This window comes from Polaribacter sp. Asnod1-A03 (assembly GCF_045063585.1).
Taxonomy (GTDB): domain Bacteria; phylum Bacteroidota; class Bacteroidia; order Flavobacteriales; family Flavobacteriaceae; genus Polaribacter.
The window spans coordinates 3,021,173-3,040,166 of record NZ_JBEFOE010000009.1 but is presented as its reverse complement, the minus strand read 5'-3'; the positions used below and the strand labels follow the sequence as shown (position 1 = coordinate 3,040,166).

Below are 18,994 nucleotides of genomic sequence, written 5' to 3'. Positions count from 1 at the left end.
TTATGGAAAAGGAAAACATACAACAGCCAACATTTTTATTTGGTAAAAGAAATTACATTATAATGATTGTAGGCCTTATTTTTATTACCCTAGGTTTTGTTTTTATGTCAGGTGGAGGTAGTGATAATCCAGAGGTTTTTAATAATGAAATTTACAATTGGCAACGTATTCGTTTAGCACCAACATTGGTAATTATAGGTTTAGGAATTGAAATTTATGCTATTTTAGCAAATCCAAAAAAATAATAATGGATATTTTAGAAGCAATAATATTAGGAATTATACAAGGGTTAACAGAGTTTTTACCAGTATCATCTAGTGGTCATTTAGAGTTAACAAAAGCTATTTTAGGAGACACTTCTGTACCAGAAGAAAGTTTAACTTTTACAGTAGTTCTACACTTTGCAACAGCATTAAGTACATTGGTTATTTTTAGAAAAGAAGTTGCAGAAATATTTAAAGGTTTGTTTCAGTTTAAATGGAATGACCAATTAAAGTTTTCTTTAAAAATTATACTTTCTATGATTCCAGCAGTTGCTGTTGGTTTACTTTTTGAAAAAGAATTAGAATCTTTTTTTGGAGGTAAAATATTATTAGTAGGTGTAATGTTATTGGTTACAGCAGCACTTTTATTATTAGCTGATAAAGCAAAAAATACAGATAAAGAAGTTTCTTTTTCTAACTCGATAATTATCGGGATTTCTCAAGCAATTGCAATGTTACCAGGTATTTCTAGATCAGGTGCAACAATTTCTACTTCTGTTTTATTAGGTATTGATAGAACAAGAGCTGCACGTTTTTCTTTTTTAATGGTTGTTCCGTTAATATTTGGTAAAATAGGAAAAGATTTATTAGGAGGAGATATTAGTTTTGAGTCTTCAGAAATTATACCAATTTCAGCTGGTTTTGTAGCTGCTTTTTTAGCTGGTTTATTAGCTTGTAAATGGATGATTGCTTTAGTTAAAAAAAGTAAATTATCTTACTTTTCTTTATATTGTGCAGTTGTAGGTCTTATTGCAATTGGGTATTCACTTTTAAGTTAATACCAGATTTATTCGCATACATATATGACAGAAGAAGACTTTAAAAATGGTCAAGTTTTATTGATTGATAAACCTCTAGAATGGACTTCTTTCCAGGCGGTTAATAAATTACGTTGGGAAATTAAACAACGTTTTAAAATAAAAAAGATTAAAGTAGGTCATGCAGGTACTTTAGACCCTTTAGCTACAGGTTTATTAATTATTTGTACAGGAAAACAGACTAAGAATATTAATGAATATCAAGGTCAAATAAAAGAATATACAGGCACATTTATTGTTGGCGCAACAACACCAAGTTACGATTTAGAAACAGAAATAGATAAAACGTTCCCTGTAGATCATATTACTGATAAATTACTTTATGAAACTACAAAGCAGTTTATTGGAGAAATTCAGCAAAAACCGCCTATTTTTTCAGCGATTAAAAAAGACGGAAAACGTTTGTATGAATTGGCTAGAAAAGGAGAAACTACAGAAATAAAGGCAAGAACAGTTACTGTTTCTACATTTGAAATAACTAAAATCAATCTACCAGAAGTAGAGTTTAGAATTGTTTGTAGTAAAGGAACTTATATCCGTTCTTTAGCTTATGATTATGGTTTAGCTTTAAATTCTGGAGCACATTTGTCTGTTTTAAGAAGAACTAAAATTGGTGATTTTTCAGTAGATAGTGCAGACTCAATAGATGGTTTTATCAAAAACTTAAAAGAAGAATAATCATTTTTTAAAAATCAGGAGCAACAGTAAAACTCATTAATTTATTGGTTGTTGGATGATTAAATTCGATAAATTCTGCATGTAAGTGTAATCGTTTTTCTTTTTCTCCATACAAATCATCGCCAATAATAGGTGAATTTAATCCATCTTTATGGGCAGCATGTACTCTTAATTGATGAGTCCTTCCTGTAATAGGATAAAAATGAACCCTTGTTTTTCCGTTTTCCTTTTTAATTACTTCCCAATGTGTTTCAGCGTTTTTTCCATAAACAAAATCGACCAATTGTTTAGGTCTATCATCTAAATCTACGCGTAAAGGAAGTTTTATTTCTCCGCTATTTTCAGATAGTTTTCCGTCTAATAAAGCAACATAGCGTTTTTTTATAGTTCTGTTTATAAACTGACTTTGTAAAACCTTATTTGCTTCTTTTGTTTTTGTAAGTAATAAAATTCCAGAAGTGGACATATCTAAACGATGTACAATTAAAGGTCCAGTTGCATTTGGGTATTTTTCTTTAATTCTAGTATAAACAGAGTCTGTAATATCCTTTCCAGGAACCGATAAAAATTCAGCGGGTTTGTTGATAGCAATTAAAACATCATCTTCATAAATAATCTCTAAATCTTGAATCTCTGCTAAATTTTCTAACAACAAATTTTCATCCATTTTAATGCCATCTAACATATGGCCTAAAATAGGCTTACATCTACTTTGACAAGCAGGATAAAAGTTTTTGTGTTTTCTAATTGCAGAGTTTGGCGAAATTCCCCACCAAAATTCTGCCATACAAATAGGTGTTAAATCATTTTTAAAGGCGTATTGTAGTAATTTAGGAGCAGAACATTCACCAGAACCCGCAGGCGGTTTTATTGCAGGATTATTAAAAATATCTAATAGGTTTTTACTTTCTTTTTTCTGATTTAAAAAAGCATAACTTTTAAATAGTGTTTCTTGTAGATAATTAGATTTTTCCTTTCGCCTTTTTTCTAAAGTAGCAATTTTAGTTTCAAAAAATTCTAATTCTTTTTTCTTTTTCGCAAGCTTATCATTATAATAAGCTACAAGTTCTTTGTAGAAAAACTGATTATTGAAACTTTCTTGTATTAATTCTTGATTTAAAAGATTAAATTCTTCTTTATTTAGAGTTGATAAACCAATTTTTTTTCTGTTTTTTCTATCAATTTTTTTAAGTTTTAATCGTTGTTTTTCTATGGCTAAATCTGCTTTTATTTCTTTTGAAATTTGTTGAAAGCATTTGTTTAGAGTTAAATATTTCTCATCTTTTTTTAAAGAGAATAATTCTTTATTTATTTGATTTATTTCATTTTCTCCATCTAAAAAAAAACTACCATTTTTTCTCATATTAAAAATTGGTGGAACAAATTTATTTGGTAAGCTATTGTCTGATAGTTTACCAGAAAATGAAGCTAAAAAACCAATCTTATTTTCCTGATTTTTAACAACTAATACTCCAAACATTTTTCCGATGGATAATTTTTCTTCATTTTTTAAAAGTCCAAAATTATGTAAAAAATCAGTTTGGTTTTCTAAGTATTCTTGCAGCTCTTTTACGGCTATATTTGCCAAAATATGTGGTTGGTAATAAAAAGGAAATGTAAACTTTTTTGGAAGTTCAATTCCAGAAATATCCGTTTTAAAATTTTGGAAATAATTCAAACTGAAAAATTTAGATATTAGAGACTAAAAGTAGCTCGTTGTAAACGGTCGTTAATAGATTTTCCTAAGCCATTATCAGGAAATCTTTCTGCAATAATTACATCTAAATCTAAATGATCTAATTCGTGTAAAGAATCATATAATTTTGATGCAGCTTCATGCATAGAGCCTTTTTCTGATAAAATAATTTCTGTTAAAGAATTATCGTTTAAAGAATTTGAAAAAGATAGTACTCCAATTTTTTTACCAAGATGGTGCTTAATTTCTATTGAAATATCATCAACCAAAAGAGTTTTTGTAGCAGGTGCATAATGTCTTGCCAACATTCCTGGAGCATCCGGGCTTTGTTCTTTCTTGTTTTTTATTAGAACTTTACCAATAACGGCTTCAATGTCCTCTAAAGCTAAAGCACCCAATCTGTAAATTATAGGTTCGTCATTTTCAAACCCAATTATGGTAGATTCAATTCCGTTTGTGCAAGAACCACCATCTAAAACCATTTCAATATCATTTTTAAAATAACGTTCTACATGTTCTGGTTTAGTTGGACTTATGCTACCAAATGGGTTTGCACTAGGTGCAGCTAAAGGAAAAGGCAACTGTTTTAATAATTCTAAAGTAAGAGGATGATTTGGCACACGGACAGCAACGGTGTCTTTACCTGCTGTAATTAAATCAGGAATTTTATCACTCTTTTTTAGAACCATTGTCATAGATCCTGGCCAAAATGCATTTGCTAAAAGTTTTGCCTTTTCAGGAATATGAATTACAATTTCTTCTAAAGAAGTAATAGAAGGTACATGTACAATCAAAGGATTGAAAAAAGGTCTTTTTTTTGTGGAAAAAATACTTTTTATAGCTTTTTCGCTAAAAATATTACCCGCTAAACCGTAAACTGTTTCAGTTGGTATTGCAACCAATTTTTCATCGGTTAATAGCGTTATTGCTTTTTGTATGTCTTTAGATATAATGCTCATAATTAGAGAGCAAAATTACACATAAAAATGAAGCTTTAACAAGCTATTTTATTTTTTTAAAATAGCTTGTTGTTAGTGTATTTTAAATCAAAATATTTTACGACTTATTTTTTCTATTAATATCAAACCAATAGTTGATTTTTAAGAAAATGCCTTTTTGAACAGGATCTATTGGAGATGTTGTTTTTACATCGGTATATGTTAAGAAGATGTCTGAAAGAGGCGCATATCTCCATTGTAATCTAGAAACTAATAAAAAACTTTCTGCCTGAGAACTGTATTGCATATCTGTATTAAAGAAAATGTTTTTGCTGAATGTAAAATTAAAAGTAGGACCCAAATACCACAATTTTCCTGAAGAATAAGGTTGTGGTAATTGAATATCATCATATTGTGCTTGTAATGAAACAGTAAAATAGGGTTGGTATCTATATTGAAATGTAACATCTGATGTAAATTTACTACCCAAGTAAAAATCTCCATATTTCATAGACCCCTCAGTCCAAAAATCTCTTCTTTTATCAGATCTAAAACTTGCTTTTAATTCGTTGGTATCATAATTACCAATAGGTAATGGTGTAGCCTCGTCTGATGTGCGAACAGGATCAAAAGGTTTTGTTAAATGTATATGGCTATTGGTACCAGAAATACCTAAAAGGGTTCCGTTGGTGAAATTAATGGTTCCTTCTGCCGTGTTATATGATTCCGTAAGTAGCATATTTTTTGAAGCTTTCCAGTAAGAATTATGGCTTAAACTTAATATAATAGTGTTTATAGCACTTGAACTAGGATACATTTTAAAATCACCATAAGGGTTGGCTCTTACCACATCGGTACGTTTTAAATATCCTAAATCAGCTTTAAATCCTTCATTTAAATACTGGCTATTAAAATTTAAGGTGTATTTACGTTTTTCTAACGTTATATCTGTACCAGCAGAAATAGCATTACTACTAATGCCAGGGGTAAATGATTTATGTAAAAATACCTGAGCATCAAAACTATTGTCTTTAGAATAAAATTTTAAATCGGTACCTACAATACGGTTGTATTTTGTTTTGGTCTGTGTTTCTTTGTAGTTGGTAGCTTGTCTATTTACAAAAAAGAAACCTATAGTAGATTTGTTAAAAATTCGTTGCTCTGCAGCTACAACTAGATTGTTGTTAGCAGAAATTTCTTCCTCTTCATCTCCGCCTGTTTGTACATTTAAGACACCTACTCTTAATTTGTTATTTACTTTACCTGTAAATTTTGCCCCAGCGTTAACAGGTACAATAATGGTATTACCATCTTTATCGGTATCTACACCCACACGTCTAGAGTAAAAAGGAAGTGCGTTACCAGAAAGCCCAAAACGGTTAAATAAATCGCCATTATCAATAAAAAACTGCCTAGTTTCGTCTTGTATTATTTCAAACTGAGTAACATTGTTTTGACTAGAAACAACATCTTCACTAGAAAAATCTGGATTTATAGTTAAGTCTAACATAAAACTATTTTGTACTGGAATTTTAGCATCAAAACCTGTTTTAAAATTAAAAGAATCTTCGTTGTTTACGTAATCTTTACTAAAGGAAGGTGTAATATAAGGTATTACAGAAATAGGACTTTTTGTTTGCTTTAAAGGTTTTTCAAAAATCATGTCACCAAAATAGCCCAAGTTTAGTTGGTCTTGATTTTGAGGTACCTTAAACCAAGAACTTTTGGTGTTAGATTGTGTGTCTGATCTCATAGTAGAAAATTTCCACTTTTTAACTCCTTCTGTAAATTTAAAGGCAGACATAGGAATTCTTATTTCAGAAATAAAATAATTATCGTGTATGGTAGATTCTCCAACCCATTTGGCGCTCCAATTTAAATCGAGTCCGCCAGAAATACCACCACCATAAATAATACCCTCTCGCAATACCCCAAATGGATTGATACCAAAAAGAAAAGCATTGGCACGATCGCTATAAGTATCAAACATTAAATTGATAACATCTGCGCCACTAATACTAAAATCTCTTTCAAAAGAAGGTGTTTTATAATCTTTGCCTGGTGCATAGGCTTTAATACCAATGTATAAGAACTCTTCGTTGTAAAGCATTCTTAGTTCTGTTTGATGTTCCGCTAGTTTATTGTCTGTAGGAAAGTATTCATTAAAATTACTAGAAGTAATGGCATTTTGCCACATAATCTCATCTAATACCCCATCAATTTTAAACTTGTCATTATCGACATATTTTACAGAAATACTTTTTTGAGCATATGAATATTTGCATGAAAAAGAGATAAGAAATAATACTGTTAGTCTAAAAAAGACAGCGGGTGAAACGAGGTTTTTTTTCACTTTTTTTTGAGTTTTTTAGCGAATGTAAACTGTAAATATTGCTTGAAAATAATTTGAAATGTTAAAGTTTTGTAAAAAAAAACGTATAACAATTTGCCTTAAATTAAGGGTTATTTTAGCATTTATTTGTGGTAATTTACTATAGTTTTAACTTGCTTTTTTTGATTAAATTCCAGCGGTTAGCAGTTTTTTACAAGCAGCATTTTTATTTTCTATTTTCCAAAAAATCTTAAATATTTTCTCTTGATTTTGTGGAGATGGATAAAATGATAATAGAATTTATAAAAATGATTCTTATAAAAGTGGGTAAAAAAATGATAAAGAAGAACTTGTTGGTTTTTTAAATTTCATCCATCAACAAAAACAATATTTTTTTGTCTTTTTCAGTTAATTGGTGTGATACTTCTTTTGAGTTAAAACGAAGTTTAAAAGAGTAAATGGCATTTTTTAAATTACTAGTATTATAACCAATATATTTTAATGCAAAAACAGGGTTGAAGTCTAAAGGTAGTTTTAAGTCTATTAATTTTTGCTCATCATACCAAATGCCATAACCACTTTTTGCGATGGCTTGCCAAGGGAATAAGGCGCTAGGATCTGTTTTTCTACCAGGAGCAATATCAGAATGTCCAACAATATTCTCTGCTGGTATTTTATATTTAGTCGTTAGTTTTTCTAGTAAAGAAACTAAACTATTAATCTGGGCATAGGAAAAAGGTTCTTTACCATCGTTGTCTAATTCAATACCAATAGAAGCACTGTTTATATCGGTGTTTTTACCCCAGCTTCCTCCACCAGCATGCCAACCGCGTACTAAGTCGTTTAACATTTGGGTAATGGTTCCGTCATCACAAATTACGTAATGAGAACTTACTTGTGTACGTTCTAGGGCAAAAGTTTTATAAGTTTGCTGACAACTATCTTGTGCTGTATGATGTATAACAATTAAATTTGGCTTTCTTAAATTAAAATTTTGGGATTTTATAACATCAGATATTTGGTAGTTAATAGTATCTGGTTCAATTGAAACAAGAGATTTACCTAATTTTTTAGCTTTCTTATTGTATTTTTTTTCAGAAATTTTATAAATATTTTTAGAACAAGAAATAAAAATAAAAAGGAGAATTAAAAGCTTAAAGTTTTTCATGTTATAAAGTTGAGAGGAGTACTTGGTGTTATATTTTATAATTTTTAATTCGCTAAAAATAACAAATCCATGTTAAACAGCATTTTTTTTAACTTTTATGATAAGAGTTAAAGTAAGTTTTATTTGAGTTAAGATGCATTTTTAGATTCTTCTAGTTTTGTAGTGAACATAAAAAAACAAAAAAATGAAAATTACAAAAATGAATTTATTGAAAAAGGTAGCCATTACCTTAACCGTTTTTAGTTTTGTTTTAATTTCTTGTAACAAAGGAAAAAAGGAAGTTACTGAAATAAAAGAAGAAATTGCAGAATTGGTTGATATTGATACTAGCGATATAGATGAGGTTAAAACCAGAACTTATAAAATGAAAGATGGTAGAACTATTATTTATGATATAAACGCAAGAGGTATTGTAGGTTTTGATGATTGGTCTAATTATGCAGCTTTACATTCTGATTTAGAAGTTTTAAAAAAGCAAAATTTTACTACTACAGAAGATGATATTAAAAACCTAAATTATAGAATTGCAAATTTGGCTAACACCATACCAGATTGGTTGAAAACTGAAGAAGTTATGGAAGATGTTGCCGATATTCAAAAGGAATATGGTGAGTTGATTGCTGAAGGAAATGCATCAGAAGATGAAATAAAAGAAAATTTAGAAGAGGTTTCAGAAAAATTTGACGATTTAAAAGAAGAATTAGGAGAAACTGTAGAAGAGTACACAGAAATGAATGCTGATGAAATTGAAGAATTTAAGGAAGATGTAAAAGAGTTTAATGAAGAGCTTGAAGAAGAGAAATAATTTTCAATTTATTGAGAGGAAAAAAAAGAGGTAGATTTAAAATCTACCTCTTTTTTTTATACCATGTGTTATTATAATTCGCTTTCAAAATTAGCAGAAGGACAAAATAATAAATCAGTAGGGTTGTCTATTTCATATAAATATTGATATCCTCTAGATTCTTTCCTACAAAAAGGTTCTATTAACCTTGCCATGTTTGTAAAACCTTCTAAAGTTAAAACACAGAAAAAAGTCTCGTTGTCTTTTGTTAAAATTCCTTCATCAGTTTTAAACAAACCTAAAATTAAATTGCAATTTCTAGGTTCTATAAAATCTACTTTAGATAAATCTAATTTTTGTTTTTTTAAAATAACAGTGTCAACTATTAAATCTCTAAACAGAATTGCTTCTGCTTTGTTAAAATTGTACAAACGAACAATATTTTGGTCGTGTCCGTCTATGTTTTCTATATAATCTAATTCCATACTTGTTTTTAATGTGCTTGTAACCAGTTTTCTCCAATTCCCATTTCTACATCCAACGGAACACTCATTTTAAAAGCATTTTCCATTTCGTGTTTAATAATTGGTTTAATAATTTCTAACTCATCTTTATGTGCGTCAAAAACCAATTCATCATGCACTTGCAATAACATTTTAGATTTAAAACCTTCTTTTACAAACCTGTTGTAAATGTTAATCATGGCTAATTTAATAATATCTGCGGCAGAACCTTGTATGGGCGCATTTACAGCATTTCGTTCTGCACCAGATCTTACCATCGCGTTTCTAGAATCTATATCTTTTAAATACCTACGTCTGTTTAAAACAGTTTCTACATAACCGTGTTCTCTAGCAAAATCTACTTGTGCAGACATGTATGCTTTTAATTTTGGATAGGTTTCGTAATAGGTATCAATTAGTTCTTTTGCTTCACCTCTAGATAAATCTGTTTGATTACTTAAACCAAAAGCAGAAACTCCATAAATAATTCCGAAGTTTACTGTTTTTGCATTACTTCTTTGTTCTCGAGTTACTTCATTCAAAGGAACATTAAACACTTTTGCAGCGGTAGAAGCATGAATATCTTCTCCGTTTTTAAAAGCATCAATCATGGTTTCTTCTTCGCTTAATGCAGCAATAATTCGCAATTCAATTTGACTATAATCCGCAGCTAATAAAACGTAATTTTCATCTCTTGGTACAAAAGACTTTCTTACTTCTCGTCCGCGTTCTGTTCTAATTGGTATGTTTTGTAAATTAGGGTTGTTAGAGCTTAAACGACCGGTTGCCGCAACAGCTTGCATATATTCTGTATGAATTCTTCCTGTTTTAGGATTCACTTCATTTGGCAAAGCATCAACATAGGTACTTTGTAATTTTTTATATTGACGATATTCTTGAATATCTCTAATAATTTTATGGTCTTTCGCTAAGAATGATAAAATATCTTCTCCGGTTTTATACTGACCCGTTTTTGTCTTTTTAGGTTTGTCTACCAACTTCATTTTTTCAAACAAAACAATACCTAATTGTTTTGGAGAAGCAATATTAAATTCTTCTCCAGCTTGTTCGTAAATGTTTTTTTCTAGTTGATTGATGTCATTCGTTAAGGCAACAGATAACTCTTTTAAGAAATCGATGTTTACGTTAATTCCTTCAATTTCCATAGCGGTTAAAACCGAAACCAAAGGCAATTCAATATCATTAAAAAGTTTGGTAACATTACCCGTTTCTAGTTCTTTGGTAAAATGTTCTTTTAACTGAAACGTAATATCTGCATCTTCTACTGCATATTCTGTTTGATCAGTAATTGGTACAACTCGCATAGAAAGTTGATTTTTTCCTTTTTTACCAATCAATTCTACAATAGAAACCGGTTGATAATTTAAATACGTTTCTGCCAATACATCCATATTATGACGCATATCTGGATTGATTAAATAATGCGCAATCATCGTATCAAACAATTTTCCTTTTACAGGCATGTTATAGTTTGATAAAACTTTGATATCGTATTTTAAATTATGCCCAATTTTTTCGATTTCACTTTCAAAAAAAGGTCTAAATTCTTCTAAAATTATAGTCGTTTCTTCTTGATTTTCTGGAAAAGAAACGTAATACCCTTTCCCTGCTTCAAAAGAAAATGCAATTCCTATTAACTCAACTTCTAAAGCTCTTAAACCTGTTGTTTCTGTATCAAAACAAACCGAACTTTGTTGCATCAACTTCTTTAATAATAGTTTTCTTGATAAAGGAGAATCTATGTGTTGATAAAAATGATCGGTATTTTTAATGCTTTTAAATCCTGATAAAATTTCTTCTTCAGAAACACTTCCGGTTCCTGGTGCTGCAAACAAATCAAACTGACCTTCTGTTTTTGGAGCCGCTTTTTTAGTTTCAACTTTTGTTTCTGTTTTAGCTTCAGCAGTTGTTGTTTCTGCTGTAGTAAAAGTGCGTAAAAAGTTGGTTAATAAATTTCTGAATTCTAAATCGTTAAAAATTTCCGATACTTTTTCTTTATCTGGCTGATCTAAAGTAAAATCTTCTGCATCAAAAGTTACAGGCACATCTAACATAATTGTTGCCAATTGTTTAGAAAGTAAGCCTAACTCTCTGTTTGCTTCAATTTTTTCTTTCATTTTACCTTTTAGCTCGTGTGTATTTGCTAAAAGGTTTTCCATAGAACCGTAAGCAGCTAAGAATTTTTTGGCTGTTTTTTCTCCAACGCCAGGTAAACCAGGAATATTATCTGCAGAATCTCCCATCATTCCAAGAAAATCAATTACTTGTTCTGGGTTTTCTACTCCAAATTTTTCTTTAACTTCATCAACTCCCCAAATATCATAACCACCGCCAAAACGAGGTTTATACATAAAAATATTTTCAGAAACCAATTGTGCAAAATCCTTATCTGGTGTTACCATATAAGTTTTATAACCTTCTTTTTCTGCTTGTTTAGAAAGTGTGCCAATAACATCATCTGCCTCAAACCCCTCTTTTACCATAATTGGTATGTGCATGGCTTTTAAAATCTCATAAATATAAGGCACAGCTAATTTAATAGCTTCTGGTGTTACATCTCTATTGGCTTTATAAGCTTCAAACATTTCTACTCTGTCTACACTTCCACCTTTATCAAAACAAACGGCTAAATGATCTGGTCTTTCACGTTTTATTACGTCTAAAAGAGAATTCATAAAACCCATTATTGCAGAAGTATCTAATCCTTTAGAATTGATTCTTGGGTTTTTTATAAAAGCGTAATATCCACGGAAAATTAATGCATAAGCATCAACTAAAAAAAGTCTTTTTTGATCTGCCATTTTATGGGTTTGATTATTAAAAAATGATGACAAATATAAGTCTAAAATTGGTTTTTTGTCTACTGAGTAAGGTACAAAACTTTAACAGCGTATTAAAATTCCATCAATATTTAAACAATTATCTTTGCCGATAAATTAAATCTATCTTATGCCACGTTGGTTGTTTCCGTTAATTATTTTAACGATTGTTGTTGTTTCAGTAGAGGTATATTCTTTTCAGGCTTTTAAAACAATTTCTAAAAGTAAAATTGTTCGTTATTTCTTTCTATTGATAAGTATTGCGGTCTACATTAATTTTTTTATAACGCTTTTAACCTATTCTAGAAGTGATGGGCAAACACCACAATTTCAAATGGCAGTTGGTTTATTACTTACCATTTCTATACCTAAATTGGTAATTATTATGTTGCTTTTTGGAGAAGATATTTATAGATGGATTCTAAAACTAATTTCTGCAATTTCCAGTGGAGAAACAAAACCACTTGTTGGTAGACGTAAATTTATATCGCAATTGGCTTTAGGCTTAGCTGCAATTCCGTTTGCATCTTTTATTTACGGAATTATACAAGGAAAGTATAATTATAAAGTGATAAAATATCAATTAAGTTTTAAAGATTTACCAGATGCTTTTGATGGTTATACAATTACGCAAATTTCTGATATTCATTCTGGAAGTTTTACCAATAAAGAAAAAATACAATATGGTGTTGATTTAATTAATCAGCAAAAATCTGACTTAATGTTATTTACTGGTGATATTGTAAATAATCAAGCATCGGAAATGGATAATTGGATTGATGTTTTTGATAAGTTAGAAGCCAAAGAAGGTAAATATTCTATTCTTGGAAATCATGATTATGGAGATTATATGGATTGGGAACATCCGCAAGATAAAATAGATAATTTTCAAAAAGTTAAAGACATTCATAAAAAAATTGGTTTCGATTTATTATGTAATGAAAACCGTTATTTAGAAAAAGACGGACAAAAAATTGCGTTGGTAGGGGTAGAAAATTGGGGAAAAGGATTTAACCAAGCAGGTGATTTGCAAAAAGCGTCCAAAGGTATAAAGCAAGATGATTTTAAAATCTTAATGTCTCACGATCCAAGTCATTGGGAACTGAAAGTAAAACAAGACGATTTTAATTATCATTTAACGTTAAGCGGCCACACACATGGCTTACAAATGGGAATCGAAATTCCGGGTTGGATTAAATGGAGTCCTTCTAAATTTGTGTATAAACAATGGGCAGGTTTGTACGAAGAATTTGGTAGATATGTAAATGTAAACAGAGGTTTTGGATATCATGCTTTTCCTGGTCGTGTTGGTATTTGGCCAGAAATTACGGTGATAGAATTGAAAAAAGGCTGATAATCAGTGTCTTTAAATGATTTTTATTATATTTGGTTATCAACAACAAATATTTTAAAAGTTCCTTTATTTAAAGATTTAATTTTATGGCAAAATTTGGAGAATTAATTGGTGTAGAAAAACCGGTCTTAATTGAGTTTTGTGCAAATTCTAATGCTGCCCAAAACAAAATTAATACATTAAGTAGTGTTGCTGCAACTTTAGGAAAAAACGCTAAGGTAATTAAGATAAATGTTAACGAGAATAAGGCTTTAATAGACGCTTTAGATGTGCAAAAAACTCCAACTTTTATGATTTATAAAAAAGGAGAAATGCAATGGAGACAAACAGGTTTACAGGATCATAAAACGTTAATAGGTTTGGTTTTAAATTATGTTTAATTTTAGAAGCTATTTCCTGCTTTCAGTTATATCTTTTTTATGAAAAATAAAAAAGGATGCCACTTCAATCAGGGCTAAATTTTTTTACAAACGATTTGTCTTCATAAGAATCAATCAATCTTTTTAAATTGCTTTAAAGACAAAACCTTTTTCAGAAAACTCTTTTAATACTTTAGGTAAAGCATATTTCATTCTTTCAGCAGCTTTAACGCTGTCATGAAAAACAACAATACTTCCGTTTTCTGTATTTTGTAAAACATTATCTAAGCATTTTTCTTTAGATATTTTAATGTCAAAATCTGCAGATAAAACATCCCACATAATAATTTTGTATCCTTTTTGTATGAGTTCTTTTGCTTGACTTTTTTTAATTCTTCCGTAAGGAGGTCTAAATAATTTTTGGTTGTTTTTAAATGCGTAACCAAACTGATTTATTGTTTTTTCACACATAAAAACATTGTCTATGTAGTTTGTGTTTTCTGTTTTCCAACCTTTTAAATGGTTATTTGTGTGGTTTCCTATAGCATGTCCATCAGAAATAATTTCTTTAAACAATTCTGGATGATTTTTTATGTTTTTTCCGATGCAAAAAAAAGTAGCTTTTGCGTTGTGTTTGTTTAATTCGGCTAAAATAAATTTGGTTATTTCTGGAGTTGGTCCATCATCAAAAGTTAAAAAAATCTCTTTTTTATCAGAAAAAAAATGCCACGTATAATCCGAGAAAAATCTCATAATTATACGTGGCATTTTAGCTAAATATGCTTTCATTTATAACAAACTATTCTTCGTCTGGCATTAAATGGTTAAATAATTTTACAACCTCTACAAAATCGTTTTGTAAAGTTTCTAAATATTCTTGATCAACTTCGCCTTGTTCTGCCTGACTTACAATATTTCTGTACATATATAAATTATTGTCTATTTCATTAAAAACAAGCTCTGTGTCTTCCATAGAAAATGTGCTTAACCAGATTAATTTTTCTTTAAATAGTTTAATTAATGTTGCAGACACTTCTCTAGCTTTTTTAGAATCTTTTAAGCGGTAATAAGCCTCTGGGTAACCAATAGATAAACTATAATGATCAAAATCTGCAATAGGCATTTTCTCTAAAGATAAATCTAAGTATTTTAAAGCTTTTGTAGTATCTCCTTCTTTGGCAAAGGCTTCAGATAAACGAAGTAAACTGTTACGCATAGAAATTGCATTTCTTTTTGTTTGTTCATCTAAATAAATTTTACCATCATTAATATTTCTCCAGTTCCATTTTGCAATATTAGCTGCCATTTTTTCTGGATCAATTCTACCCATATCAAATAGGTTCTTATCTCTCATAGAGGTTCTAATTGGTACAAACTTGTATGCCAAACCATCTAATTGTAAATATTCTTTTAACCAAATATATTCTTCATCGGCATTAGCTCCACCTGTAAAATAGATTGGTTTTTTCCAATTATTGTTAGCAATAATGTCTAACATTAAAATTCTATTTTTAAATAAAGCTCTATCATCAATAGTAATATCTATATAAGGTAAAATTTTATCAGCATCTTTTTGAGCTACAATTCCGTTTCTTAATACTGCTTCTTTATCAACCGGAATTCTAATTTTGTTTGTTGGATAAAATTTTTCTTTTAAACCATTTTCTGTTTCTACATATGTAGCATCGTTATCAGAAGCAATCCAACGCATAAAGTTGTCAATGGTTATAATAGAATCTTTAAAACGAGGATGATCCATAGAATAGGCAACGTCTAAAGTTCCGTATCTGTATTGATCGTGTTCTAGTTGAGATGGAATAGGGTCGGCATCATAGGTTTTTCTTTTCATTTGATCTATGTACCAATCTGTAGCAAATAAAGAAGTGTTTATTAATTTAACATCGGTTCTAATACCTTCTACTTCTTGCATGTACCAAAGCGGAAAAGTATCATTATCTCCAATGGTAAACATAATAGCATTTGGGTCGCAAGATTCTAGATAAGCTTGTGCATTTAAATGAGTTGTGTACCTGTTAGAACGATCGTGATCATCCCAGTTTTCTGAAGCCATTAAAGCAGGAACCGCAATTAATGAAATTGCAGAAACTACAAAAGCAATAATTTTCTTTTGACCAAAACGCTTTAAAAATTCATATAAAGCCAATACACCAAAACCAATCCAAATAGCAAAAATGTAAAAACTACCAACCACAGCATAGTCTCTTTCTCTTGGTTCAAAAGGTTTTGGGTTTGTATAAAAGATAATAGCAAAACCTGTAAATGCAAAGAATAAAAACAATGTAAAGAAGTTCTTTTTATCCCATTTAATTTGGTACAATAAGCCAAGAACTCCTAAAATTAAAGGTAAAAAGTAATATTTATTTCTTCCTTTATTTTCTAATACTTGGGTAGGTAATTCTTTTTGAGAACCCAATCTAGCTTCGTCAATTACAGTAATTCCACTTAACCAATTACCGTTTAAAATATCTAAATTACCTTGAATATCATTCTGTCTGCCAACAAAGTTCCACATAAAATAACGTCCGTACATATAGCCAAACTGATAGCTTAGCATAAACTTTATGTTTTCTGCAAACGTTGGTCTACGTTTACTGTTTTGTGGAATACCAGCAATGGATTTATACATTTGTTCTTTAGAAGGATCTACCATTCTAGGTATAAAACCTTTGTGCTTATCAGAATAATTAGGTACAACTCCTTCGTAATTATTTACAATTTCGTATTTACCATTTCTTTTTTCATACTTAGGTTTATCATCTTTATAAGGATTGCTAGCATCTTGTTCTCTAGAGTATGAGTTAGAGTAATAGGTGTCATAAAAAACATTAGCGTCTCCGTATTGTTCACGGTCATAATAAGCTAATAGTTCTCTTGCACTAGATGGGTCATTTTCGTTAATTGTTGTATTTGCATTGGCTCTAATTGGTAACATCATCCAAGAAGAAAAACCAATCATAATAAATAATACAGATAAGATTAAAGTATTTGTGTTTACTTTATTCTTTTTACGTGTATAATTTAAGCCAAAATAGAACAAGCCTATTAATATTAATGCAGCAATAATAGATCCTGAATTATAAGGCATACCAATAGAATTGATGAAAAATAATTCTGAAATACTAAAGAATGTTAGTGTATAAGGGAATAAAAATTTAAAAACAAATGCTAAAACCAATATAGAAATAACAGTTGCAATTGCTGTAGTTTTTATATTAATTGTTTTGTAAGTTTTAAAGAAGTATAACATTACAATTGCAGGAATTACTAATAAAGATAAAATATGCACACCAAAAGATAAACCAACTACAAAACTGATTAAAATTAGCCATTTGTTACCTCTAGCTGTATGTATTTCGCTTTCCCATTTTAAACCTAACCAAAATAAAATAGCCATTAAAAATGATGACATTGCATATACCTCTCCTTCTACAGCACTAAACCAAAAACTATCAGAAAAAGTGTAGGCTAAAGAACCTACAATAGAACTTCCTAAAATAGCAATATATTTGCCTTCGGATAATTCTCCTGTTTTTAAAGCTAACTTTTTTGCTAAATTAGTAATTGTCCAAAACATAAATAAAATAGTAAAAGCACTTGCTAAAGCAGACATAAAGTTAACCATTTTAGCAATCTGATCTAAATTAGACGTAAACATGGCAAAAAATGCACCTAACATTTGAAATAATGGTGCTCCTGGTGGATGACCAACTTCTAATTTAACAGATGTAGAAATATATTCTCCACAATCCCAAGCACTCACAGTTGGCTCTAATGTTAAAGAATAAGTTATTAAAGCAATTACAAAAGTAGTCCATCCTAAGATGATGTTCCATTTTTTAAAATTTTCAGACTTCATAGTTAGTTGATAATGTGTGGGCGAATTTACTAATAAATATGATTAAAAATTGTTGTTACTTGTTTTTATAGAAGATAAAATGCTCTTAAAACTTTGTTAAATAAAAAAAATATTAAAAAATGTTTGCAAGTTTAAAAGAATATATTAAATTTGCACCCGCATTAAAGCATTGGCCTATGGTGTAATTGGTAACACACCGGTTTTTGGTACCGACATTCAAGGTTCGAGTCCTTGTAGGCCAACAAAAAAGTCCTAACAAATTATATTTGTTAGGACTTTTTATTTGTTTCTTATATTTTTATAGAAAATTTAAGAATATGAATGAATGGATTTTTACTAATTCTAAAACACTGCAATTTATTTTTATATCTTGTTTAGGTGTTTATGTGATAATTATACTACTAACTAAAATTTTTGGAAAACGTAGTTTTTCTAAAATGTCTAGTTTTGATTTTGCTTGTACCATTGCTATTGGTTCTATAATAGCGTCTACATTATTGTCTAAATCGGTTTCTTTAATAGAAGGTGTTTTTGGTTTAACAATAGTTTATTTGTTACAAGGTATAACAGCTTATTTAAGAAGATTTCAGTTTTTTAGAAATATTGTTGATAATGATCCTTTATTTTTAATGAAAAATGAAGAGATTTTATGGAAAAATCTTGAAAAGGCAAAAGTTACAGAAGGAGATCTTAGGTCTAAATTAAGGGAGGCCAACGTAATTAAGTTATCAGAAGTGAAAGCGGTAATTTTTGAAACTACAGGGGATATATCTGTATTACATGCATCTGAAGAAGAAAAAATGGATGATTGGTTGGTTAAAGATGTTTTGGATAGATAAATTTTCTTTAAATAGAGATAACGTTAATATAAAAATCATTTAAGCTAAAGGAAGAAGATCTTGTGTTTTATTTTTGAGAGATAGAATATTAATCTTTAAAAATTAGAAAAATGAAAGTACAATCTTATTTAGCTTTTAACGGAAATTGCCAAAAAGCATTAAATTTCTATGGAGAATTATTTAATGCAACAGTAGAGAATAAAATAACTTATGAGGACAAAAAAATTGATGTTCCTCCTTCATATAGAAAAAAATTACAACACGCAGAATTAAAAGGAAAAGGTGTAGGTTTTATGGCTTATGATGCCGCTCCAGATACGCCAATAAACTCAGGGAATCAAGTTCACATGAGTGTTGATTTTAATGATAAACAAGAAGCAGCTTCTGTTTTTGAAGATTTATCTAATAACGGAATTATACACACGGAGTTTAAAGAAAAAGAATGGGGTTACTTCGGTAGATGTACGGATGAATTTGGTATAAACTGGATGGTAAATGCTAAGAAATAAAAAATAAAGAAGATCAAAAAAGAAGGATAACAAATT

The 18,994-nt window shown here is 29.6% G+C and carries 16 protein-coding genes and 1 tRNA gene; 9 read left to right on the top strand and 8 right to left on the bottom strand.

Annotation, left to right across the window (positions count from 1 at the left end):
• Positions 1 to 2: 2 nt before the first annotated feature.
• The 3 genes from ACJJVY_RS13530 to truB are packed head-to-tail and all read left to right on the top strand — an operon-like array spanning position 3 to position 1,759.
• Positions 3 to 245 (top strand): DUF3098 domain-containing protein, encoded by a 243-nt coding sequence (locus ACJJVY_RS13530; protein ID WP_405609734.1) that lies wholly within the window; start codon positions 3 to 5, stop codon positions 243 to 245.
• A gap of 2 nt (positions 246 to 247) precedes the next feature.
• Complete coding sequence (locus tag ACJJVY_RS13525; protein WP_405609731.1) at positions 248 to 1,042, top strand: undecaprenyl-diphosphate phosphatase; 795 nt, start codon at positions 248 to 250, stop codon at positions 1,040 to 1,042.
• A gap of 24 nt (positions 1,043 to 1,066) precedes the next feature.
• Positions 1,067 to 1,759 carry a tRNA pseudouridine(55) synthase TruB gene (gene truB / locus ACJJVY_RS13520; protein WP_405609728.1) on the top strand — a complete coding sequence of 231 codons (693 nt, stop codon included), beginning with the start codon at positions 1,067 to 1,069 and terminating at the stop codon, positions 1,757 to 1,759.
• A 7-nt stretch (positions 1,760 to 1,766) separates the two neighbouring features.
• Here the strand turns inward: truB and ACJJVY_RS13515 are convergent, their stop codons facing one another.
• From ACJJVY_RS13515 to ACJJVY_RS13500, 4 genes are all read right to left on the bottom strand, one after another.
• Positions 1,767 to 3,437 carry an RluA family pseudouridine synthase gene (locus ACJJVY_RS13515; protein ID WP_405609725.1) on the bottom strand — a complete coding sequence of 557 codons (1,671 nt, stop codon included), beginning with the start codon at positions 3,435 to 3,437 and terminating at the stop codon, positions 1,767 to 1,769.
• A 17-nt stretch (positions 3,438 to 3,454) separates the two neighbouring features.
• Entirely contained in the window at positions 3,455 to 4,414 is a 960-nt protein-coding gene (locus ACJJVY_RS13510) for an L-threonylcarbamoyladenylate synthase (protein WP_405609722.1), read from the bottom strand.
• 97 nt (positions 4,415 to 4,511) lie between these two features.
• Positions 4,512 to 6,746 (bottom strand): DUF5916 domain-containing protein, encoded by a 2,235-nt coding sequence (locus tag ACJJVY_RS13505; protein WP_405609719.1) that lies wholly within the window; start codon positions 6,744 to 6,746, stop codon positions 4,512 to 4,514.
• Between the two features lie 340 nt (positions 6,747 to 7,086).
• A complete protein-coding gene (locus tag ACJJVY_RS13500) occupies positions 7,087 to 7,893 on the bottom strand; it encodes an N-acetylmuramoyl-L-alanine amidase (protein ID WP_405609716.1) in 807 nt (268 codons plus the stop codon).
• Positions 7,894 to 8,077: 184 nt separating this feature from the next.
• On the opposite strand from ACJJVY_RS13500, the gene ACJJVY_RS13495 reads away from it, so the two are divergent.
• Positions 8,078 to 8,698: a hypothetical protein gene (locus tag ACJJVY_RS13495; RefSeq protein ID WP_405609713.1), complete on the top strand. Its 621-nt coding sequence runs from the start codon at positions 8,078 to 8,080 to the stop codon at positions 8,696 to 8,698.
• 71 nt (positions 8,699 to 8,769) lie between these two features.
• On the opposite strand, the gene ACJJVY_RS13490 is transcribed toward ACJJVY_RS13495, so the two are convergent.
• Together ACJJVY_RS13490 and polA are read right to left on the bottom strand one after the other, a co-directional pair.
• A complete protein-coding gene (locus tag ACJJVY_RS13490; protein ID WP_405609710.1) occupies positions 8,770 to 9,162 on the bottom strand; it encodes a hypothetical protein in 393 nt (130 codons plus the stop codon).
• An 8-nt stretch (positions 9,163 to 9,170) separates the two neighbouring features.
• Entirely contained in the window at positions 9,171 to 12,002 is a 2,832-nt protein-coding gene (gene polA, locus ACJJVY_RS13485; protein ID WP_405609707.1) for a DNA polymerase I, read from the bottom strand.
• 148 nt (positions 12,003 to 12,150) lie between these two features.
• Between polA and ACJJVY_RS13480 the strand changes: the two genes are divergently transcribed.
• Together ACJJVY_RS13480 and ACJJVY_RS13475 are read left to right on the top strand one after the other, a co-directional pair.
• Positions 12,151 to 13,374 (top strand): metallophosphoesterase, encoded by a 1,224-nt coding sequence (locus ACJJVY_RS13480; protein ID WP_405609704.1) that lies wholly within the window; start codon positions 12,151 to 12,153, stop codon positions 13,372 to 13,374.
• 86 nt (positions 13,375 to 13,460) lie between these two features.
• Positions 13,461 to 13,754, top strand: a complete 294-nt coding sequence (locus tag ACJJVY_RS13475; protein ID WP_405609701.1) for a thioredoxin family protein — start codon at positions 13,461 to 13,463, stop codon at positions 13,752 to 13,754.
• Between the two features lie 123 nt (positions 13,755 to 13,877).
• Here ACJJVY_RS13475 and ACJJVY_RS13470 read toward each other — a convergent pair whose 3' ends face one another.
• Positions 13,878 to 14,486, bottom strand: a complete 609-nt coding sequence (locus tag ACJJVY_RS13470) for a polysaccharide deacetylase family protein (RefSeq protein WP_405609698.1) — start codon at positions 14,484 to 14,486, stop codon at positions 13,878 to 13,880.
• 46 nt (positions 14,487 to 14,532) lie between these two features.
• Entirely contained in the window at positions 14,533 to 17,610 is a 3,078-nt protein-coding gene (locus tag ACJJVY_RS13465; RefSeq protein ID WP_405609695.1) for a DUF2723 domain-containing protein, read from the bottom strand.
• Positions 17,611 to 17,780: 170 nt separating this feature from the next.
• Between ACJJVY_RS13465 and ACJJVY_RS13460 the strand changes: the two genes are divergently transcribed.
• The 3 genes from ACJJVY_RS13460 to ACJJVY_RS13450 all read left to right on the top strand — a co-directional run bounded on the left by ACJJVY_RS13460 (position 17,781) and on the right by ACJJVY_RS13450 (position 18,958).
• Positions 17,781 to 17,852 (top strand) — tRNA-Gln (locus ACJJVY_RS13460).
• 75 nt (positions 17,853 to 17,927) lie between these two features.
• Positions 17,928 to 18,449: a DUF421 domain-containing protein gene (locus tag ACJJVY_RS13455; RefSeq protein ID WP_405609692.1), complete on the top strand. Its 522-nt coding sequence runs from the start codon at positions 17,928 to 17,930 to the stop codon at positions 18,447 to 18,449.
• 110 nt (positions 18,450 to 18,559) lie between these two features.
• Positions 18,560 to 18,958 (top strand): VOC family protein, encoded by a 399-nt coding sequence (locus ACJJVY_RS13450; RefSeq protein WP_405609689.1) that lies wholly within the window; start codon positions 18,560 to 18,562, stop codon positions 18,956 to 18,958.
• The last annotated feature ends 36 nt before the right edge of the window (positions 18,959 to 18,994 follow it).